General features: G+C 64.5%; 23 protein-coding genes. All 23 read right to left on the reverse strand.

Features of this window, described 5'->3' with window-relative positions; genetic code table 11:
• Nucleotides 1-10 precede the first annotated feature (10 nt).
• A complete protein-coding gene (gene frr / locus ACE3TH_RS00755) occupies nt 11-568 on the reverse strand; it encodes a ribosome recycling factor (RefSeq protein ID WP_374596446.1) in 558 nt (185 codons plus the stop codon).
• 60 nt (nt 569-628) lie between these two features.
• The gene (gene pyrH / locus ACE3TH_RS00760) at nt 629-1,372 is read right to left on the reverse strand and encodes a UMP kinase (RefSeq protein WP_374596448.1); all 744 of its coding nucleotides are present in this window, start codon (nt 1,370-1,372) and stop codon (nt 629-631) included.
• Nucleotides 1,373-1,436: 64 nt separating this feature from the next.
• Nucleotides 1,437-2,357, reverse strand: coding sequence for a hypothetical protein (locus ACE3TH_RS00765; RefSeq protein WP_374596450.1), 921 nt, complete (start codon nt 2,355-2,357; stop codon nt 1,437-1,439).
• An 11-nt stretch (nt 2,358-2,368) separates the two neighbouring features.
• On the reverse strand, nt 2,369-4,045 hold the full coding sequence (locus ACE3TH_RS00770; RefSeq protein ID WP_374596452.1) for a ribonuclease J: 1,677 nt from the start codon (nt 4,043-4,045) through the stop codon (nt 2,369-2,371).
• Nucleotides 4,042-4,824, reverse strand: a complete 783-nt coding sequence (locus ACE3TH_RS00775; protein ID WP_374597089.1) for a type III pantothenate kinase — start codon at nt 4,822-4,824, stop codon at nt 4,042-4,044. Before ACE3TH_RS00775 ends, ACE3TH_RS00770 begins: the two co-directional genes overlap by 4 nt.
• The gene (locus ACE3TH_RS00780) at nt 4,821-5,570 is read right to left on the reverse strand and encodes a biotin--[acetyl-CoA-carboxylase] ligase (RefSeq protein ID WP_374596454.1); all 750 of its coding nucleotides are present in this window, start codon (nt 5,568-5,570) and stop codon (nt 4,821-4,823) included. The genes ACE3TH_RS00775 and ACE3TH_RS00780 overlap by 4 nt, the downstream gene beginning before the upstream one ends.
• Before the next feature lies 1 nt (nt 5,571).
• The gene (nuoN, locus tag ACE3TH_RS00785; protein ID WP_374596456.1) at nt 5,572-7,014 is read right to left on the reverse strand and encodes an NADH-quinone oxidoreductase subunit NuoN; all 1,443 of its coding nucleotides are present in this window, start codon (nt 7,012-7,014) and stop codon (nt 5,572-5,574) included.
• A gap of 7 nt (nt 7,015-7,021) precedes the next feature.
• Nucleotides 7,022-8,500: an NADH-quinone oxidoreductase subunit M gene (locus tag ACE3TH_RS00790; RefSeq protein ID WP_374597091.1), complete on the reverse strand. Its 1,479-nt coding sequence runs from the start codon at nt 8,498-8,500 to the stop codon at nt 7,022-7,024.
• Between the two features lie 11 nt (nt 8,501-8,511).
• On the reverse strand, nt 8,512-10,605 hold the full coding sequence (gene nuoL, locus ACE3TH_RS00795) for an NADH-quinone oxidoreductase subunit L (RefSeq protein ID WP_374596458.1): 2,094 nt from the start codon (nt 10,603-10,605) through the stop codon (nt 8,512-8,514).
• A gap of 2 nt (nt 10,606-10,607) precedes the next feature.
• Nucleotides 10,608-10,916 (reverse strand): NADH-quinone oxidoreductase subunit NuoK, encoded by a 309-nt coding sequence (nuoK, locus tag ACE3TH_RS00800; RefSeq protein WP_292172133.1) that lies wholly within the window; start codon nt 10,914-10,916, stop codon nt 10,608-10,610.
• Nucleotides 10,916-11,542, reverse strand: coding sequence for an NADH-quinone oxidoreductase subunit J (locus ACE3TH_RS00805; protein WP_374596460.1), 627 nt, complete (start codon nt 11,540-11,542; stop codon nt 10,916-10,918). The genes nuoK and ACE3TH_RS00805 overlap by 1 nt, the downstream gene beginning before the upstream one ends.
• Before the next feature lie 74 nt (nt 11,543-11,616).
• The gene (gene nuoI / locus ACE3TH_RS00810) at nt 11,617-12,108 is read right to left on the reverse strand and encodes an NADH-quinone oxidoreductase subunit NuoI (protein WP_296170376.1); all 492 of its coding nucleotides are present in this window, start codon (nt 12,106-12,108) and stop codon (nt 11,617-11,619) included.
• Nucleotides 12,108-12,320, reverse strand: coding sequence for a hypothetical protein (locus ACE3TH_RS00815; RefSeq protein WP_374596463.1), 213 nt, complete (start codon nt 12,318-12,320; stop codon nt 12,108-12,110). Before ACE3TH_RS00815 ends, nuoI begins: the two co-directional genes overlap by 1 nt.
• Nucleotides 12,317-13,387, reverse strand: a complete 1,071-nt coding sequence (nuoH, locus tag ACE3TH_RS00820; RefSeq protein ID WP_374596465.1) for an NADH-quinone oxidoreductase subunit NuoH — start codon at nt 13,385-13,387, stop codon at nt 12,317-12,319. The genes ACE3TH_RS00815 and nuoH overlap by 4 nt, the downstream gene beginning before the upstream one ends.
• A 6-nt stretch (nt 13,388-13,393) precedes the next feature.
• Nucleotides 13,394-15,439, reverse strand: a complete 2,046-nt coding sequence (gene nuoG / locus ACE3TH_RS00825; protein WP_374596467.1) for an NADH-quinone oxidoreductase subunit NuoG — start codon at nt 15,437-15,439, stop codon at nt 13,394-13,396.
• On the reverse strand, nt 15,439-15,828 hold the full coding sequence (locus ACE3TH_RS00830; protein WP_374596469.1) for a hypothetical protein: 390 nt from the start codon (nt 15,826-15,828) through the stop codon (nt 15,439-15,441). The genes nuoG and ACE3TH_RS00830 overlap by 1 nt, the downstream gene beginning before the upstream one ends.
• 10 nt (nt 15,829-15,838) lie before the next feature.
• Nucleotides 15,839-17,152 carry an NADH-quinone oxidoreductase subunit NuoF gene (nuoF, locus tag ACE3TH_RS00835; protein ID WP_374596471.1) on the reverse strand — a complete coding sequence of 438 codons (1,314 nt, stop codon included), beginning with the start codon at nt 17,150-17,152 and terminating at the stop codon, nt 15,839-15,841.
• A gap of 3 nt (nt 17,153-17,155) precedes the next feature.
• Nucleotides 17,156-17,422 (reverse strand): hypothetical protein, encoded by a 267-nt coding sequence (locus ACE3TH_RS00840; protein WP_296168368.1) that lies wholly within the window; start codon nt 17,420-17,422, stop codon nt 17,156-17,158.
• Nucleotides 17,419-18,081, reverse strand: a complete 663-nt coding sequence (gene nuoE, locus ACE3TH_RS00845; RefSeq protein ID WP_374596473.1) for an NADH-quinone oxidoreductase subunit NuoE — start codon at nt 18,079-18,081, stop codon at nt 17,419-17,421. Before nuoE ends, ACE3TH_RS00840 begins: the two co-directional genes overlap by 4 nt.
• Entirely contained in the window at nt 18,078-19,343 is a 1,266-nt protein-coding gene (locus ACE3TH_RS00850; protein WP_374596475.1) for an NADH-quinone oxidoreductase subunit D, read from the reverse strand. The genes nuoE and ACE3TH_RS00850 overlap by 4 nt, the downstream gene beginning before the upstream one ends.
• Nucleotides 19,340-19,978, reverse strand: a complete 639-nt coding sequence (locus tag ACE3TH_RS00855) for an NADH-quinone oxidoreductase subunit C (protein WP_374597093.1) — start codon at nt 19,976-19,978, stop codon at nt 19,340-19,342. The genes ACE3TH_RS00850 and ACE3TH_RS00855 overlap by 4 nt, the downstream gene beginning before the upstream one ends.
• Nucleotides 19,979-20,001: 23 nt before the next feature.
• Entirely contained in the window at nt 20,002-20,619 is a 618-nt protein-coding gene (locus tag ACE3TH_RS00860) for an NADH-quinone oxidoreductase subunit B family protein (protein ID WP_374596477.1), read from the reverse strand.
• A complete protein-coding gene (locus ACE3TH_RS00865; RefSeq protein WP_374596479.1) occupies nt 20,589-20,966 on the reverse strand; it encodes an NADH-quinone oxidoreductase subunit A in 378 nt (125 codons plus the stop codon). The genes ACE3TH_RS00860 and ACE3TH_RS00865 overlap by 31 nt, the downstream gene beginning before the upstream one ends.
• Nucleotides 20,967-21,051: the final 85 nt, after the last annotated feature.

Genomic DNA, 21,051 nt, shown 5'->3' on the forward strand with positions numbered 1-21,051 from the left:
AACGGGGTCGTCAGACCTGCATGATCTCCTGTTCCTTGATCTTCAGGGCCTCATCGACGCGCTTGATGGCAGCGTCGGTGTCCTTCTGAACCTCGGCCTCCATCTTCTTCTGCTCGTCCTGGCTGATCTCGCCGGCCTTTTCGGCCTTCTTCAGGTCATCGTTGGCGTCGCGGCGCACATTGCGGACCGAAATCTTCTGCTGTTCCGCATACCGCCCGGCCAGCTTGGCCAGCTCCTTGCGACGCTCCTCGGTCAGGGGCGGCACGGGGATACGCAGGGTCTGACCGTCGACGATGGGGTTCAGGCCCAGGCCTGCCGCGCGGATGGCCTTCTCCACAGGGCCAACCATACTCTTGTCCCAGACGCTGACCGAGATCATGCGCGGTTCCGGCACGCTGATGGCCGCCACGGCGTTCAGGGGCGAGTTGGAGCCGTAAGCCTGAACCTGCACCGGATCCAGCAGACCGGCGTTGGCGCGGCCGGTGCGCAGACCGTTGAACTCTTCCTTCAGGGCGGCGACGGCCTTGTCCATGCGGTCGCGGTAGGTCTTCAGATCGGGCTTGGCCATGGTCGTTTCTCTCGTCGTTTCTTGTCGTGCGCCAGATTCTTGTCGTGCGTAGGCGGCCGATCAGGCGGCCTTGTCGGAGGACGATATCACGGTGAACGTGCCTTCGCCCGTCAGAGTGCGACGGAGCGAATTATCTTCCCGGATCGAGAAGACCACGATCGGGATGCCGCTGTCACGCATCAGGGCGATGGCCGAGGCGTCCATGACCCTGAGGTCGCGCGCCAAGACATCATGATAGGTCAGGGTCTCATACCGGGTCGCGGACTTGTCCTTCTTGGGATCGGCCGTATAGACGCCGTCCACGCTGGTGCCCTTCAGCAGGGCATCGCACCCCATTTCGGCGGCACGCAGGGCGGCCCCGGAATCGGTCGTGAAGAACGGTGCGCCGACGCCGGCGGCAAAGATCACAACGCGACCCTTCTCGAGGTGGCGGAGAGCGCGGCGGCGGACGTAGGGCTCGGCCACGGCATTCATGGTCAGGGCGCTCTGGACGCGGGTCTGGACACCGATCTTCTCCAGCGCCGCCTGCATGGCGAGCGCGTTCATGACCGTGGCCAGCATGCCCATATAGTCGGCGGTGGCCCGCTCCATGTCTCCGGCAGCCTTGGACAGTCCACGGAAGATGTTGCCGCCGCCGATGACCAGGCAGATCTCGATGCCGTCCCGCGCCACATCGGCCACGGCCTGGGCCACGGTCGCCACCGTCTTCTGGTCGATGCCATAGGCCTGATCGCCCATCAGTACCTCGCCCGAGACCTTCAGCAGGACGCGTTTGTATCGGAACTCTGAGGGGGCGTCGGGCATGCTGGGAACCTTGGGGCGGCGGGATTCGGCTCCTTATAGGTAGGCCCGCGCCGGGATTCAAAGCCTACCAGCAGTCGGCACCGATTCCCGGTGCCCGGACCGCCAGCAGGATGCGGCTGCGCTGTTCGGCCGTCATCGCCCCCGACCGTTCCAGAATGCAGCCGACGACGGTGTTCGAGTTCGGCGCCAGTAGACCGTAACGTAGGCCACTGGCATCCAGCTGGCCCCTCGCCCGCGCCAGATCGGCAGGCGCGGCGGCGACCTCGGCCGGATCTCGGGTGATCAGGGTCATCTCGTGCAGCGCCTGCCCCGAACTGGGAAAGTCATAAGCGTCAGGATCATAGAGCGCGATACGCGCCCCCAGACGGTCCCCGTCGGGCAGGTCGGGATCGAACTTGGCATTCTGGCTGGCGGAGAAGGCGATCGCCGGGCCCTCCTCCGGTACCACCAGAATATAGGCGTGACGGGGGAACATCAGATAATGCGCCGGCCACTTGGTGATGCGCACCCATGGGTCGCCGTCCGGCCCCAAGGCATGCGCCCCGACATAGACGCCCGACGGCAGGGTCCGGCTGTCGATCCGCCCGAACCGCTTCAGGATACGATCGGCCATGACGTGGTCCAGCAGGAACACGCCCTGCTCGGCTTCACGTTCGAAATAGGCGCGAATGGCACCCGCCGAAGGATCGGGTCCAAGCTCCTCGCCATGCACCGCGACAAAGGCCTCAGCCGAGATGGCACGTCCATCCGCCGGGCTGAACCAAAGGCCCCTCACCTCGTCGACCATGCGATCGGCGGGATTACTCCCGCGGAATGTCGTCAGGCTGAGCGTCAGGTTCACGACGGCGAATAGAACGACCAGACCCACGAGAGCCTGAAACAGGATCAGCGCCCATTTGCGCCAGCCATGCAGCGGGTGGCGGGCCTGCCGGACGCGCTCAAGCGCCTTAAGTCCGCCTGCCCTGATCCGTTCGCGCCCGCCCATCGCCTTGGCCTCTAGAGCCGCAGGATCACCGTCTCCACGATGGGGCGACGATCCCAGATCTGCTGACTGGCCTTCTTCAGCGCGCGCGACACCGCCTGCTCGATGACCAGTTCGTCCTCCAGCGCCTCGCCCTTCAGCTTGCCGACCGCGACCTCGACCCGTTCGGCAAGATCGTCCAGGGCGTCGCCCAGCGGACGCTCGGCGTCTCCCGGCAGGCCGATGGACCGCACGTCGATGTCGCTGACGATCTTGCCGCGCTTGTCCATCGCGAAGCTGACGATCAGCACGCCGTTGTTTGAGGCGTGACGACGCTCGTGCATGGCCTCGCCCTGTTCGGTAACCAGACGACCGCCATCGACATACAGACGACCGCTAGGCACCTCGTCGATGATGGCGGCCGGTCCGGGAGCCAGGCGCACCATGTCCCCGTTGCGAGGCTGCACCGTCTCGGCCACGCCCAGATCCTTGGCCAGGTTGGCATGTTCGGCCAGGTGGCGGCGCATACCGTGGGTCGGGACGGCGATCTTCGGCCGCGCCCAGGCGTACATCTGCTTCATTTCGTCCCGGCACGGATGGCCGGACACGTGGACATGCGGATGATCCTTTTCGGTATAGAGCCGTACCCCGCGATCTGCGAGCCGGTCCTGCAAGGCCGCAATGGCCAGTTCGTTGCCCGGAATGACCCGCGACGAGAAGATGCAGTGGTCGCCCAGACCCAGTTTGATGACCGGGTGCGTGCCGTGCGAGGCGCGGGACAGTGCGGCGCGATCCTCGCCCTGGCTGCCCGTGCAGAGGTACAGGATTTCATCGGCGGGCCAGACGCGAGCCTCTTCCTCCGATAGGATGCGCTGGCTCTCGTCGAACAGACCGACGTGTTTCGCCGCCGCCGTGATCTTGTGCATCGACCGGCCGGCCAGAGCCACGCGACGTCCGGCCAGTTGCGCGGCCTTCATCACGCTGACCATGCGTGCGACGTTGGAGGCAAAGCAGCCGACCGCGATCCGTCCCTTCTTCAGACTGCCGATCAGTTCGATCAGACCGGCCTGGGCATCCAGTTCCGACCCCGCCTGCCCCTCAACGAAGACATTGGTGGAATCGCAGACCATGGCCAGCAGGCCTTCGTCGCCCAGTTTGGTGATGGCCGCGATGTCGGTCGGCTGACCGATGACCGGCGTGGGGTCCAGCTTCCAGTCGCCGGTGTGCAGCACCGTGCCCAGCGGAGTCTTGATGGCCAGGGCATTCGGCTCGGCGATCGAATGGGTCATGGTGATCATCGTCACCTGGAACGGCCCCAGTTCGACCGTGCCCGACAGCGGCACCTCGACGATCTTGACCTGATCCAGCACCCCCGCCTCGCGCAGCTTTTCGCGGATCAGAAAGGCGGTGAAGGGCGTGGCATAGATCGGAGCCTTCATGCGCGTCCACAGCCAGCCCAGCGCGCCGATGTGATCCTCATGCGCATGGGTCAGGACGATGCCGCGGATCGTCTCGCCATCCAGAAACTCCGGATCGGGGACGATCACATCGACGCCGGGCGTCGACAGGTCACCGAAGGTCACGCCGACATCGACGATCAGATATTCGCGGTTCGCCTCCGGCCCATAGCCGTAGACATTCAGGTTCATGCCGATTTCGCCCGAACCGCCCAGCGGCACGAAGACGAGTTCGTCTTTTGTGTTGTTTTTCATGTGTCCTTGAGGTGGGTGTTCCGCCGCCAGATTTCCAGCAGGCCGCGGATGGTCAGGTCCGGATCGAACCGGTCGATTGAATTGGTTGCGCCTTCGAACAGGCTTGCCACGCCGCCGGTCCCGATGACGGTCATGGGCGCGCCCCATTCGGCCTTCATGCGCGCCACCAGGCCTTCGATCAGGGCGATATAGCCCCAGAAGACGCCGGACTGCATGTTGGAGACGGTGTCCTTGCCGATCACCTTGGCGGGCTTTTGAATGGCGATGCGGGGCAACATGGCGGCGGCCTCGTGCAGCGCCTGTAGCGACAGGTTGACGCCGGGCGCGATGATGCCGCCCTCGAACGCCCCGTCGGCGGCCACGACATCGAAGGTGGTGGCCGTGCCGCTGTCGATCACGATCAGGTCGCCGGGATAGACCAGATGCGCCCCGATGGCGTTGACCAGCCGGTCGGCCCCCGCCTCGCTGGGCTTGTCGATCCGTGCGGCGATGCCCAGATCGACGTTCTCGCCGATCACCATCGGCTCGACGCCCAGATAGCGCCGCGCCAGGTTGCGCAGGTTGAAGATCGACTGCGGCACCACGCTGGAGATGATACAGCCATCCAGCTGGCTGATCGACAGGTCCCGCATGGTCAGCAACTGATGCAGCCAGACCGCATATTCATCCGCCGTGCGGTTGGCATAGGTGGAGGTCCGCCACTGGGCGATCCAGTCGGACCCGTCGTGGATCGCGAACAGGGTGTTGGTATTGCCTTGCTCGATCGCCAGCAGCATCAGGCAGCCTCTCCGAAGAAGACATCGCCGGCGGAGATCAACCGCAGCGATCCGTCGGCCAGTCGCAGCTTCAGGGCCCCGTCTGCGGCGACACCTTCGGCCCGGCCCTCGACCGTCTCATGGCCCAATCGTGCAGTGGCAGGACCTTCCAGCCCCGGCGTGCGGGTGGCCCAGGCGTCGAGGATCGGCTGGAAGCCTAGCATCTCCCAGCGGTGAAGCCAGACGGCAAAGGCCTTGGCGAGCTGACGCACGGCCACCTCCACCGTCGGCGGCGCGGAAGCACCGGCAGCCAGATGATCGATCAGGGCCGTCGCGGGCCTTTCAGTGCCTTGCGGCGCATGGGCCAGGTTGACGCCGATCCCGATTGCCAGCCACAGGCCACCGGACGAATGCGCCCCGGACTCGACCAGAATGCCGGAAGCCTTCACGCCTGCCAGCATCACATCATTGGGCCATTTGATCGTGACCAGAGACGGCGGCGCATAGCGGTCCAGCAGGTCTGCGACGGCCAGGGCCGCGATGAAGGTGATCTGCGCCGCCTCGGCGGGCGACCTGTGCACGACATGCAGAAGTGTGGCGAACAGATTGCCGTCCTGGCTGGCCCATTCGCGGCCTCGACGCCCCCGGCCCTGTGTCTGACGACGGGCGGTGATCCACAGCGGCCCCGCCTCCCCTGCCTCGGCCCGACGCCGCGCCTCGGCATTGGTCGAGTCGAGCTGGTCGAACAGCAGGACGGGGGCCGCGTCCACCCTAGCCGGCGTTGAAGCTGGTCGCGGCGACGCGGCTCAGCGGCTCGATCCATGTCAGACCGACGATGACCAGCGGAAAGGCGAAGGCGGCACCGGCGACGGCGATGGTCCTGGCCTCGACGGGGGCGGCGTCGAAAGGTACCTCGTCAACCGGCGGGTCGAACCACATCAGCTTGATGATCCGCAGATAGTAGAAGGCGGCCACGACCGAGGCGACCAGACCGGCCGTCGCCACCATCCAGTAGCCCGCATCCACGGCGGCACCGAAGACATAGTACTTGCCCCAGAAACCCGAGAAGGGCGGCATGCCCAGCACCGACAGCGACAGCACCGTCAGGGCGATGGCGGTCACCGGTCGCGTCCGCTTCAGACCCGCCAGATCGGCGATGGTCCGCACCGGCTTGCCGCCCTTGGACAACGACAGCAGGATGGCGAAGAAGCCCAGCTGATCCACCACATACAAGGTCATGAACATCAGCATGGCCTGCAGCCCCGCCTCCGTCCCCGCCGTGATACCCAGCAGGGCGTAGCCGATATTGGCGATCGAGGAGTAGGCCAGCAGGCGCTGGATGTTCTTCTGCGCAAGGCCACCGAAGGCCCCGACCGCGAACGAGATCAGCGAGATCAAGACCAGAACCTGGGCCCACTGGTCGTGCGAGCCGGCAAAGCCGTCAATCAGCACCCGCGCGACCAGAACCATGGCCGCCATCTTGGGAGCAGTGGCAAACAGGGCCACGACCGGGGTCGGGGCACCCTCATAGACGTCGGGCGTCCACATGTGGAACGGCGCGGCCGAGATTTTGAACGCCAGACCGCAGATCACAAAGACTAGGCCGAAGACCAGGCCCACCGACGGGTTCTGCGCCGCATAGGCCGCGATCTCCTGAAAGTTCATCGAGCCTGTGAAGCCGTAGACCAGGCTGGCCCCGTACAGCAGAAGTCCGGACGACAGGGCGCCCAGCACGAAATACTTCAGGCCCGCCTCCGACGCCTTCAGGTCGTCACGGTGGAAGGCGGCCAGCACGTACAGCGCCAGCGAATGCAGCTCGATCCCGACATACATGGAGATCAGGTCGCCCGAGGACGCCATCATGCCCATGCCCGCCGAAGCCAGGACGATCAGGATGGGATATTCGAAGCGCGCGATCTTCGCCCGCTGCATCCATCCGCCACCCAATACGATGCAGACCGCGCTGGACAGGAAGATGATCGCTTTGCCGTAAACGGCGAGCGGATCGGCCACATAGGCCCCGTTGAACGCCTGACCCAACGGGCCGGTCACGGTCACGGCGGTGGCGGCAACCAGCAGGGCCACCGACAGGATGGAGACCAGTCGGGCGCTCTTCTCGCCCATGAAGGCCCCGAGCATCAGCAGCACCAGCCCGCCGACGGCGAGCGTGCCTTCGGGCGCGGACAGATGAAGGGCGGGAATCAGATCTTGCATGATGGTCTCACCCGCCGATCACAGCGCGATAGGTGGCGGTCAGCGCCTCGACCGAGGCGGCGGTATAATTCAGCACCAGACCCGGCTGGACGCCCAGCCAGATGGTACCGACGATCAGCGGCACGAACAGCGCCAGCTCGCGCTTGTCGATATCCGCGATGGTCTTCAGCGCCGGATTGACGATCTCGCCGAACATGACGTTGCGATACAGCGTCAGGGCATAGATGGCCGACAGGATGACGCCCGAGGCCGCCACAAAGGCCGCCCAGGTCGAGACCTGATAGACGCCGGTCATCGTCAGGATTTCCCCGATGAAGCCGGATGTGCCCGGCAGGCCGACGTTGGCCATGGTGAACATCAGGAAGATGGCCGCGAACCAGGGCATGCGATTGGTCAGGCCGCCGTAGAAGGCGATTTCTCGCGTGTGCATCCGGTCATAGACGACGCCGACGCACAGGAAGAGCGCGCCCGAGATCAGGCCGTGGCTCAGCATCTGGAACACTGCACCCTGCACACCCGTGTCGTTCCCCGCGAAGATGCCCATCGTTACGAAGCCCATGTGGGCCACCGACGAATAGGCGATCAGCTTCTTGATGTCGGTCTGACGGAAGGCGACCAGCGAAGTGTAGACGATGGCGATCACCGACAGAGCGAACACCAGCGGCGCGAACATCTGGGACGCCAGCGGGAACATCGGGATGTTGAACAGGATAAAGCCATAGCCGCCCAGCTTCAGCAGGATACCGGCCAGGATGACCGAGCCCGCCGTCGGAGCCTGAACGTGAGCATCGGGCAGCCAGGTGTGCACCGGCCACATCGGCATCTTGACCGCAAACGAAGCGAAGAAGGCCAGCCACAGCAGCGGCTGATAGCGGGCGTCAAAGACGTGTTCCTTCAGCGCCGGAATGCTGGTCGTGCCCGCATCCTGGGCCATCCACAGCATGGCCAGCAGCATCAGCACCGAGCCCAGCAGGGTGTAGAGGAAGAATTTGTACGAGGCATAGATGCGGTTCGCCCCGCCCCAGATGCCGATGATCAGGAACATCGGCACCAGAGTGCCCTCGAAGAAGATGTAGAACAGGAACAGGTCCAGCGAGGTGAACACCCCGATGACCAGCGTCTCCAGCACCAGGAAGGCGATCATGTATTCGACCACGCGGTCGGTGATGGTCTTCCAACTGGCCAGAATGCAGATCGGCATCAGGAAGGCCGTCAGCAGCACGAACAGGATCGAAATCCCGTCCACGCCCATGTGATACTGCGCACCCGCGAACCAGACGTAGCGTTCCACGAACTGATAGGCCGCGCTGGATTGATCGAACGCACCGACCAGCACGACCGACAGCGCCAGGGTGACCAGGGTCGTGCCCATGGCGATCCAGCGCGCGGCATTGTCGGCACCGGCCCTGTTGAACAGGCGCGACAGCAGGATCAAGCCCGCGCCGATCAGGGGCAGGAAGGTGATGATGCTGAGGATGAAGGGGATCTGGGGCAAGATCAGGCTCCCCACGAAGTGATGGCATAGGCCAGGAAACCGACCAGGCCGATCAGCATGACAAAGGCGTAGAAATACACCTGACCGGACTGGAAGCGGGCCAGACCGCCGGCGAACCGGCGCGACAGCCAGGCGACGCCATTGGGCCCGCCGCCGTCGATGACCTTCACGTCGCCGACCTTCCAGAACAGGTCACCCAGCCCCTTGGCCCCGCGCACGAAGACGAAGGCGTACAGCTCGTCGAAATACCACTTGTTGTACAGGAAGCCGTGGATGACCCCACCCCGATCGGCCATCCGCTTGGCCATGCCTTCCTTCAGGACATAGATCCAGAAGGCGAAAGCTGTGCCGATCAGCGTCAGGATCAGCGGCGACCACTTCACCCAGGTCGGCACATAGTGGCTTTCATGCAGGACATGGTTGGCCTCGGACACGAAGATCGCGCCCCGCCAGAAATGATGCTCGTGATCGCCGATGAAGCTGGGCGCGAAGACCAGACCGGCGGCCACGGCTCCGACCGACAGCACGATCAGCGGCACCAGCATGACCCACGGGCTCTCGTGCGGGCTCAGCGGGCCGTGATGGGCGTGGTCGTCATGCGCGTGATCGTCATGGGCATGGCCGTCGTCGGCCAGGGGCTCCGAATGGGTTTCCAGCTGGGCATCGTTGGCATGATCGTCGTGATGATGCGCGCCGTCGTCCTTCCAGACCGGCTTGTTGTGGAAGGTCATGAAGACCAGACGCCAGGAATAGTAGGCCGTCAGACCCGCCGCCACGATGCCGATGAAGAAGGCGAACAGGCCGAACGGGCTGTGCCCCGTCATCGCCGCCGCATAGGCGCTCTCGATGATCGAATCCTTGGAATAGAAGCCCGCGAAACCGCCGACGCCAGGAATGCCCAGGCCGGTGATGGCGATGGTGCCAATTGTCATGACCGCATAGGTGACGGGCAGCAGCTTCCACAGCCCACCCATCTTCCGCATGTCCTGCTCGTGGTGCATGCCGTGGATCACCGAGCCTGCGCCCAGGAACAGCAGGGCCTTGAAGAAGGCGTGGGTGAACAGGTGGAACATGGCGGCCTGATAGGCCCCGACGCCCGCCGCGAAGAACATGTAGCCCAGCTGCGAACAGGTCGAATAGGCGATGACCCGCTTGATGTCGTTCTGCATCAGGCCGACGGTCGCGGCGAACATGGCCGTTATGGCCCCGATGACGGCGATAATGCCGGCTGCGACGGGCGCATATTCGTAGATGGGGCTCAGCAGGCAGACCATATAGACGCCGGCCGTGACCATGGTCGCGGCATGGATCAGGGCCGACACCGGCGTCGGGCCTTCCATGGCGTCAGGCAGCCAGGTGTGCAGGAAGAACTGCGCCGACTTGCCCATCGCCCCGATGAACAGCAGGAAGCCCGCCAGATCCAGCGCCGACCAGCGATGGCCCAGGAAGTCCCAGCCGGTCCCGACCTTGGAGGCGATCATCGGGAACAGTTCGGCGAACTGGATCGTGCCGAACATCCAGAAGACGGTGATGATGCCCAGGGCAAAGCCGAAGTCGCCGACGCGGTTGACCACGAAGGCCTTGATGGCCGCGGCGCTGGCCGTCGGCTTCTTGAACCAGAAGCCGATCAGCAGATAGGACGCCAGCCCTACCCCTTCCCAGCCGAAGAACAGTTGCATGAAGTCGGCGGCGGTGACCAACGCCAGCATGGCGAAGGTGAACAGCGACAGATAGGCGAAGAACCGCGGCTTGTCCGGGTCCTCGGCCATGTAGCCCCAGCTGTACAGGTGGACGAGCGAGGACACGGTGGTGACCACCACCAGCATGGTCGCCGAAAGGGCGTCGATGCGGATGGCCCAGTCCGACTGGAAGTCGCCGACGTTGATGAAGGGAGCCAGGGTGACCGTGAACGGCTCCAGCTCGCCCCAGGTCCAGTTGCCGAAGACGATCCAGGCGACGACGCAGGACACGAACAACAGGCCGGTCGTGACGGCCTGCGACGCCGTATTGCCGATGCGGCGGCCGAAGAAGCCGGCGATGGCGGCACCGATCAGGGGGGCGAAGACGCCCAGGATGACGAGGGTCTGATAGTCCACGATCAGCCCTTCATCACGCTGGCATCGTCAACCGCGATGTCGCCGCGGTTGCGGAAGAAGGTCACCAGAATGGCCAGGCCGACGGCGGCCTCGGCCGCGGCGACGGTCAGGACGAACATGGCCATGATCTGCCCCTGGACGTCGTTCAGATAGGCGGAGAAGGCGACGAAATTGATGTTCACGGCCAGCAGGATCAGCTCGATCGACATCAGGATGATGATGACGTTCTTGCGGTTCACGAAGATGCCGAAGACACCGATGGTGAACAGGATGGCGGCAACCGCCAGATAATGTGCGAGCGAGACGACCATCAGATCAGATCCTCCGGGGTGACGCCGGCCCCGGTGGTCACGGACTTGACCTCCATGGCGGTCTTGGCATCGCGGCCGACCTGGCGGGCGATGTTCTGGCGCTTGATGTTGGGCTTGTGGCGCAGGGTCAGGACGATGGCCCCGATCATGGCGATCAGCAGCACGATCCCCGCCGCCTGGAAGAAGTAGACGTAGTCGGTATAGAGCACCCGCCCGATCGCCTCGATATTGCTCTGGTCCGCCGTGGCCGCGACCGGGCCGACCGCATCGGCCGCCGCGCCGCCGCTGGCGACCGTCAGCGAGATCACGATCATCTCGGCCAGCAGCACCGCCGCTATGATCGCCGCCAGCGGCAGGTAGCGCGCATAGCCTTCGCGCAGCTTCACGAAGTCGACGTCCAGCATCATGACGACGAACAGGAACAGCACCGCCACTGCGCCGACGTAGACGACGACCAGCAGCATGGCCAGGAACTCCGCGCCCAGCAGGACGAACAGTCCGGCAGACGAGAAGAAGGCCAGGATCAGCCACAGAACGCTGTGCACGGGGTTCTTCGCGGTGACGACCAGAAGGGCGCTCACCACGGCCACCGCCGCCAGCAGATAGAAGGCAATGCCTTGCAACATCGGAGGCCTGCGCCCCTTTCGACTATGGCGACGACACCTTCGCAGGAATCGCGGCCCGTTTCAGCGATTGCGCCTTAGCGGTAAGGCGCGTCGAGTTCCAGATTCTTGGCGATCAAACGCTCCCAACGGTCGCCGTTGGCCAGCAGTCGATCCTTGTCATACAGCAGTTCTTCGCGAGTCTCGGTCGTGAACTCCGAGTTCGGACCCTCCACGATCGCATCCACCGGGCAGGCCTCCTGGCACAGGCCGCAGTAGATGCATTTGACCATATCGATGTCATAACGGGTCGTGCGGCGGCTGCCGTCCGCGCGCGGCTCGGCCTCGATGGTGATGGCCTGGGCCGGACAGATCGCCTCGCACAGCTTGCAGGCGATGCAGCGTTCCTCGCCATTGGCATAGCGGCGCAGCGCGTGTTCTCCGCGGAAGCGCGGAGACTGCGGATTGCGCTCGAACGGATAGTTCACCGTCATCTTGGGACGGGCCATGTATTTCAGCGACAGGCCGACGGCACCGATCACATCGATCAGCAGCGCACCCTTCGCGGCCTGGACGATACGGTTCAACATCAGCGATCTCTCCTGACGCCGCGGCAAAGCTCTTCCTTGCGCGGATCGTCATCCTTGGTGATCTGGCACAGGCGGGCCTTCTCGGCCTGCTGGCGCTCTATAGCGTCCTGCCGCCGCTCCCACTGGGTGGCCGAGACCGGATCGGGTTCATAGGTCGGGATGGTGCAGGCCGTCAGCCCCAGCGCCATCGTCAGGATCAGAATGCGGGTCATATCAGACCCGCTTCGACAGCGACCCGCCAACCCGACACCACCACCACGGCCACCAGAGACGTCGGCAGGAAGATCTTCCAGCCCAGACGCATCAACTGATCGTAGCGGTAGCGCGGGACGAAGGCCTTCACGAGTGCGATCATGAAGAAGGCGACCACGATCTTGAACAGGAAGGTGACCAGATAGATGCCCTGCTCCAGCCAGCCCGGCAGGCTGTCCAGCCAGGCCTGCGGCACGCCGGGGTTCCAGCCACCGAAGAACAGCAGACTGATCATGGCGCACATGAAGACGATGTTGGCGTACTCGCCGATCATGAACAGCAGATACGGCGTCGAGGAATATTCGACCTGATAGCCGGCCACCAGTTCGGACTCGGCCTCGGGCAGGTCGAACGGCGGACGGTTGGTCTCGGCCAGGGCCGACACGAAGAAAACGACCGCCATAGGCAGAAGGACGATGATCGTTGGCCAGGTCCCGGCCCCGCCGCCGAAGACGAACCAGTTCCAGAACATGCCTTCCTGACGGGTCACGATCTCCGTCAGGTTCATCGTCCCGGCCAGCAGGATGACGTTGATGATCACCAGTCCGATAGAGACTTCATACGACACCATCTGGGCCGCGGACCGCAGCGAGCCCAAGAACGGATACTTCGAGTTCGAAGCCCAGCCGCCCATGATGATGCCGTAGACGCCCAGCGAGCTGATGGCGAAGATGTACAGGATGCCGACGTTCAGGTCCGAGATGACCCAGCCCGGCGCGAACGGAATGGCCGCCCAGGCGATGAAGGCCAGGATGAAGGTCAGCAACGGGGCCAAGAGGAAAACCACCTTGTCCGCGCCCGCCGGCACGACGATTTCCTTCAGCACGAATTTGAAGAAGTCGGCAAACGATTGAAGCAGGCCGAACGGCCCCACGACATTGGGCCCTTTGCGCATCTGCACGGCCGCCCAGATCTTGCGGTCGGCCAGCAGCAGGAAGGCCAGCGAGATCAGGATGCCGACGACAACGAGCAGGATGCCGCCTGCCGTCGCCAGCGTCCAGCCGAGAGGAGAAGTCCAGAAATCCATCGGGCCTTACTCCGCCGCCATCGCGACCGGGGCGATCCGCAGGGCGGACAGCTCGGCCATGGTCACGCTGGCGCGCGTGATCGGGTTGTTGAGGTAGGGGTCGCGGACCGACGAGACGAAGGCCGCGTCGCCCAGATCGCCTTTCGCACCCAGCCCGGCCACGTCGAACGACGCGGGTGCCGGCAGGTAATCGATCCGGCCGAACGTCGGATGGTCCGCCATCAGCTTGCTGCGCAAAGCCTCCAGCGTGTCGTACGGCAGGGTGTGGCCCACTGCCGCCGACAGGGCGCGCAGGATAGCCCAGTCTTCCTTGGCCTGCCCCTTGGGGAAGACGACCCGTTCGGCCATCTGCACCCGGCCCTCGATATTCACATACAGGCCCGACTTTTCGGTATAGGCCGCGCCGGGCAGGATGACGTCCGCCCCATGCGCTCCGCGGTCGCCGTGGCTGCCCAGATAGACGCGGAAGGCGTCCGAACCCGTCGGGTCGACCTCGTCGGCGCCCAGCAGGAACAGCACGTCCAGCGCACCCGGCTTGACCATATCGGCCACGCTCAGCCCGCCTTCACCCGGCACGAAGCCCATGTCCAGGCCTCCGACGCGCGCGGCGGCGGTGTGCAGGACGTTGAAGCCGTTCCAGCCTTCGGTGACCACCCCAACCTTCGTCGCCAGTGCGCCCAGGGCGTTCAGCACGGCCGAGCCCTTGTCGCCCGACAAGGCCCCTGCCCCCACGATGATGGCGGGACGCTCGGCCTTGGTCAGCATGTCCATCGCCGCCTTGGGCAGCTTGGCCAGGGTCTTCGATCCCGCGCCCAGATAGGCATAGTCGAATGTCAGATTGGCCTGCTCGCCGATCAGGGCGATCTCGGTCTTGCCACCCAGCCAGGCCTTGCGCAGGCGGGCGTTCAGCAGCGGGGCCTCTGTGCGCGGATTGGCTCCGACGATCAGGACGGCGTCCGCATTCTCGATACCGGCCAGGCCGCTGTTGAACAGCCAGCTCTCACGCGGGCCATAGCCCAAAGCCGAACCCTCCTGACGGCAGTCGGTGTTGGCCGATCCCAGGGCACGGAAGAGGTCCAGCGCCGCCTTCATCGATTCCGCGTCCTGCAGGTCGCCGGCCACGACGCCGATCCGGTTGGCCGGAGCGGCCTTCAGCCTGTCAGCCACCACGGCCAGCGCCTCGTCCCACGAGGCGGCGCGCAGGCGGCCGTTCTCACGCACATAGGGCTTGTCCAAGCGCTGACGTTGCAGGCCGTCGACGGCATAGCGGCTGATATCCGACAGCCACTCCTCGTTGATGCCCTCGTTGACGCGCGGCAGGATCCGCATGACCTCCGCCCCCTTGGCGTCGGCGCGGATATTGGAGCCCAGAGCGTCCATCACATCGATGGTCTCGGTCTTCTTCAGTTCCCACGGACGATAGTGGAACTGCCACGGACGGTGGGTCAGGGCCCCGACGGGGCACAGGTCGTTGACGTTGCCCGACAGCTCGCTGTCGACCGACTTTTCCAGATAGGTGGTGATCTCGGCGTCTTCACCACGCGAGATCATGCCGATGTCCGGCACGCCCGCCACTTCGGTGACGAAGCGGACGCAACGCGTGCACTGGATGCAGCGGGTCATGTAGGTCTTGATCGTCGGACCCATATTCTTTTCTTCGACCGCGCGCTTGTTCTCGGCATAGCGGGAACCGTCGCGGCCGTAGCCCATGGCCTGGTCCTGCAGGTCGCACTCGCCGCCCTGGTCGCAGATCGGGCAGTCCAACGGGTGGTTGATGAGCAGGAACTCCATCACCCCTTCGCGCGCCTTCTTGACCATCGGCGTGTCGGTGAAGATCTCCTGCCCTTCGGCAGCCGGCAGGGCGCACGACGCCTGCGGCTTGGGCGGTCCGGGCTTCACCTCGACGAGGCACATGCGGCAGTTGCCGGCGATCGACAGCCGCTCGTGATAGCAGAAACGCGGAATCTCGTGGCCGGCCTTCTCGGCGACCTGAAGCACGGTCATCCCGGGCTCGAACTCGGTTTCAACGCCGTTGACCTTGGCGATCGGCATCAGCGGGCCTCTTCTTGAGCAGCCGGAGCCGCTGGTACTATGGATGCGTCGACGGACATCTGTCCGACGTCGGTAGCAAGCTCGACACCGTTCGCGCCGACGGTGCAGGTCATGGTCTGGCGGCCGCCGTCGACGGGCGCCCGCCAGGACATGGTGGCGGTGTTCGACCCCGTGGCGCGAAATTGGACGGTGTCGCCCTCCTGTCCGGCCAGACGGCGCACCGCCTCGCGGCAGGCGGCCTGCAGATCGGCGGGGGTCGAAACGGTTGGCGCAGCGGTCACGGTCGGGGCCGCAGGCACCACGGGTGCCTCAGCTTTCGGCGCAGCCTTGTCATCGCCCTCACCGCAGGCGGCAAGGGCGATGACAGCCAGTGCGGATGCCACGACCATCCGCATCGGTCTATTCCGCCGCGATCGCATGGCCGGCGAAGTTCGCGCGGCGACTGCGGTATGAAGAGATGCGGTCCTCGATCTCGTGACGGAAATGGCGGATCAAACCCTGGACCGGCCAGGCGGCGGCGTCGCCCAAGGCGCAGATGGTATGGCCTTCGATCTGGGTCGAGACCTCAAGCAGCATGTCGATTTCCGACGGGTCGGCCTCGCCGATCGCCATCCGCTCCAGCACGCGCCACATCCAGCCGGTGCCCTCGCGGCAAGGCGTGCACTGGCCACAACTCTCGTGCTTGTAGAAATAGCTGATGCGGGCGATGGCCTTCACCAGATCGGTCGATTGATCCATCACGATCACCGCCGCCGTGCCCAGGCCGGATTTCATCTCACGCAGGCTGTCGAAGTCCATCAGAGCGACCTCGGACATCTCGCGCGTGATCAGCGGCACGGACGAGCCGCCCGGAATAATGGCCTTCAGATTGTCCCAGCCGCCGCGCACGCCACCACAGTGATCCTCAAGCAGCTGCCGCAGAGGGATCGACATCACCTCCTCGACATTGCACGGGCGGTTCACGTGGCCCGAGATACTCATGATCTTGGTGCCGGTGTTGTTCGGACGGCCGAAACCCGCGAACCACTCGGCCCCGCGACGCAGGATCGTGCCCACCACCGCGATCGATTCGACGTTGTTCACCGAGGTCGGGCAACCGTACAGACCCGCGCCGGCCGGGAACGGCGGCTTCAGGCGAGGTTGGCCCTTCTTGCCTTCAAGGCTTTCCAGCAACGCCGTCTCTTCACCGCAGATATAGGCCCCTGCCCCGTGGTGGATGTAGACGTCGAAGTCCCAGCCATGGACATTGTCCTTACCGATCAGCTTCGCCTCATAGGCCTGCTTGACCGCCGCTTCCATGCGCTCGCGTTCCAGCACATATTCGCCGCGCAGATAGATGTAGCAGGCGTGGGCCTGCATGGCGAAGCTGGCGATCAGGCAGCCTTCGATCAGCAGCTGCGGATCATGGCGCATGATCTCCCGGTCCTTGCAGGTCCCGGGCTCGGATTCGTCGGCGTTGACGACCAGATAGTGCGGTCGGTCCTTGACCTCCTTGGGCATGAAGGACCACTTCAGCCCGGTCGAGAAACCCGCCCCGCCGCGTCCGCGCAGGCCCGAGTTCTTGACGTTGGTGATGATCCAGTCACGCCCAAGGTCGAGCATGTCCTTGGTCGCATTCCATGCGCCGCGTTTCTTCGCCCCCTCCAGCGTCCAGTCCTGGAAGCCGTAAAGGTTGGTGAAGATGCGATCCTTGTCTTCGAGGATTCCGACCATGGTTCAGTTCATCTCGCGCATGCGGCGGCGGTGATAGCGGGTGCGAAGAAAAATGGCAGCGATCATCAGCGCCCAGCCGGCCGCCAGGGCCGCATAGCCACCCATCTGAACGGCCTGGCCCATGTCGCCTGCACGGCTGGAGGCGAAGACGGCGATGGCCCCGACAATGACCAGGCCAAAGCCGGCCAGACGCTGGCTGCGCCCCACGGCTCGCAGCTCTGCGCGGTAGCGGGCGACGGCTTCGTCGGTGGACAGATCGGGTCCGCTCATGCGGACACCGGCTTACTGTTGGGCAGCGACTTGATCGGCTTGGCGGCCGAACCGTCGTAGAGTTTCGGATCCAGCAGGGTCTGGGCTCCGCCCTCGGGCTCGGAACTGTGACGGCCGACGCGCGAGCCGGGCTTGGGTTTCTTGCCGGCGGCAAAGTCGTCGATGACCTGGGCCATGGTCTCGGCGGTCAGGTCTTCGAAATAATAGTCGTTGATCTGGGCCATCGGCGCATTGGCGCAGGCTCCCAGGCATTCCACTTCCTGCCAGGTGAAGCGACCGTCGGCGCTCAGCGTATCCTTGGGGCCGATCTTCGACTTGCAGACGGCCATCAGCTCGCCCGCCCCGCGCAGCATGCAAGGCGTGGTGCCGCAGACCTGGATCAGGGCTGCCGAACCCACCGGCTCCAGCATGAACATCGTGTAGAAGGTCGCGACCTCCAGCACCCGGATGTACGGCATGCCCAGCAGCTCGCCGATGGCGCGGATGGCGGGCTCCGACACCCAGCCCTCCTGCTTCTGGACCAGCCACAGGATCGGGATCACCGCCGACTGACGACGGTCGGCCGGATATTTGGCGATCCACCAGTCGCACTTGGCCTTCGTCGCCTGTGAGAAGGCGAAGCTGTCAGGCTGAACTTTGGCGAGACGGCGAACGCTCATCGGTCCACTTCTCCGAAAACGATGTCGAGCGAGCCCAGGATGGCGCTGACGTCGGCCAGCATGTGGCCGCGATTCATCCAGTCCATGGCCTGAAGCGAGCGGAAACCCGGGGCCGAGATCTTGACGCGGTAGGGCTTGTTGGTGCCGTCGGACACCAGATAGATGCCGAACTCGCCCTTGGGCGCTTCGACCGAGGCATAGACCTCGCCCTCGGGCGCCTTGAAGCCTTCGGTGTACAGTTTGAAATGGTGGATCAGGGCTTCCATCGACCGCTTCATCTCACCGCGACGCGGCGGCACGACCTTGTTGTCCTCGGTCATGACGGGTTCGCCGGGGCAGTTGCGCAGACGGTGGATGCACTGCTCCATGATGTGGACCGACTGCTTCATCTCCTCGATGCGGCACAGGTAGCGGTCCCAACAGTCGCCGTTCTTGCCGACGGCGATGTCGAACTCCAGGTCGGCATAGCATTCGTAGGGCTGCGACTTGCGCAGGTCCCACGGAATGTCCGAGCCACGCAGCATCACCCCGGTAAAGCCCCAGTCCAGGGCCTCCTGCTTGGACACCACGCCGATGTCGACGTTGCGTTGCTTGAAGATGCGGTTCTCGGTGACGAGCGACTCAATGTCCTTCAGCGCTGCCGGGAACTCCTGGCACCAGCGCCCGATGTCGTCAATCAGCGCAGGCGGCAGGTCCTGGTGGACGCCGCCGGGCCGGAAATAGTTGGCGTGCAGGCGCGCCCCACAGGCCCGCTCGTAGAAGACCATCAGCTTCTCGCGCTCCTCGAAGCCCCAGAGCGGCGGCGTCAGGGCACCCACGTCCATGGCCTGGGTCGTCACGTTCAGCAGGTGCGAGAGGATGCGCCCGATTTCGGAATACAACACCCGGATCAGCTGGGCCCGATACGGCACGTCGATGCCCATCAGCTTTTCGATGGCCAGGCAGAAGGCGTGCTCCTGGTTCATCGGCGACACATAGTCGAGACGGTCCAGGTACGGGATGTTCTGAAGGTAGGTCCGGGCCTCCATCAGCTTTTCGGTGCCACGATGCAGCAGGCCGATATGTGGATCGACACGGGTGACCAGCTCGCCGTCCAGCTCCAGCACCAGACGCAGCACGCCGTGCGCGGCCGGATGCTGCGGGCCGAAGTTGATCGTGAACTTGCGGTCGTCCAGGGCGCGCGCGTGATCAGTACGCCCGTCATGGGTGTCGTCAAAGATGTCGGTCGCGCCGATCGGCGGGGTCAGGGCGGTGTCGGTCATGCCTTGCTTCCGGACGGAGCCTCGCCCGCAACCGCCGCGGCCTGTGCCGCCTTCTCGTCGCCGGGCACGACGTCGGTCGGGTATTCCGCTCCCTCCCACGGCGACAGGAAGTCGAAGTTGCGGAACTCCTGGGTCAGCTTGACGGGCTCATAGACCACCCGCTTCTGCTCCTCGTCGTAGCGGACCTCGACATAGCCGGTCATGGGGAAGTCCTTGCGCAGCGGATGCCCCTGAAAGCCATAGTCGGTCAGCAGGCGACGCAGGTCGGGGTGGCCCGAGAACAGCATGCCGTACATGTCGAACGCCTCGCGCTCGAACCAGTCGGCGCAAGGGAAGACGGAGATGACGCTGGGCACCGGCTGAACCTCGTCGGTCGTCACCTTGACCCGCACCCGCGCATTCCGCGTCATCGACAGCAGGTGATAGACGACCTCGAACCGCTCCGCGCGATCCGGAAAATCCACGCCGCAGATATCAAGCAGCTGGTGAAAGCCGAACCGGTCCTTCAGCACGGTCAGCACATTCACGATCGCATCCCGCTCGGCGATCAGCGTCAGCTCACCGAACGCCACCTGGGCCTGAACGCCCAGCTCGCCGACCATCTCCGCACCCAGCGGCGTCAGGGCGGTCTCGATCTCCTGCAGTTTCGCCAGCGCGCTCATCGCTCGATCGTCCCCGTTCGCCGGATCTTCTTCTGCAGTTGCAGCAGGCCGTACAGCAGCGCCTCTGCCGTCGGCGGGCACCCGGGCACATAGACGTCGACCGGCACAACCCGGTCGCAACCGCGAACGACGCTGTAGCTGTAGTGATAATATCCGCCACCGTTGGCGCAGCTGCCCATCGACAGGACATAGCGCGGGTCCGGCATCTGGTCGTAGACCTTGCGCAGGGCCGGAGCCATTTTGTTGGTCAGGGTGCCAGCCACTATCATCAGGTCCGACTGGCGCGGGCTGGCGCGTGGAGCCATGCCAAATCGCTCCATGTCGAAACGCGGCATCGAAGCCTGCATCATCTCGACGGCGCAGCAGGCGAGGCCAAACGTCATCCACATCAACGAGCCGGTGCGGGCCCAGTTGATCACGTCATCCAGCGAGGTCGTCAGAAACCCCTGCTCGCCCAGTTCGGTGTTCACGGCCTCGAAGAATTTGTCGTGGATGGCCGGGTCATAGCCCTCGACCGAAGAGCGTGCGCCGGTGCCGTACAGATTGGTCGGCAACAGGCTGGTGGGGCCAGACGGCGGAGCGATCACTCCCATTCGAGAGCTCCCTTCTTCCATTCGTAGATGAAGCCCACGGTCAGCACGCCCAGGAAGACCATCATCGACCAGAAGGCAAAGATCATCTCGCCGCGCGCCAGATCGAACATCGACACGGCCCACGGGAACAGGAAGGCGACTTCCAGGTCGAAGATGATGAACAGGATCGACACCAGATAGAAGCGCACGTCGAACTTCATTCGCGCATCGTCGAAAGCGTTGAAGCCGCACTCATAGGCCGACAGCTTTTCGGAGTCGGGGTTCTTGGGGGCCAGCACCCAGGCCGCGACCATGAAACCGAGACCGAGCACCGCCGCGATCCCGAGAAAGACCACGATCGGCAGATATTCGAGAAGATATGCATTCATCCGGAAGGGACCTCGTCCGCCACAGTGGGAGGGGCGGATTCGGCGCTTTCTAGACCCGGATGCGCCGAGGTTCAAACCCATGCGG

It is taken from the genome of Brevundimonas sp. (assembly GCF_041919755.1).
In the GTDB taxonomy this organism is placed as follows: Bacteria; Pseudomonadota; Alphaproteobacteria; order Caulobacterales; family Caulobacteraceae; genus Brevundimonas.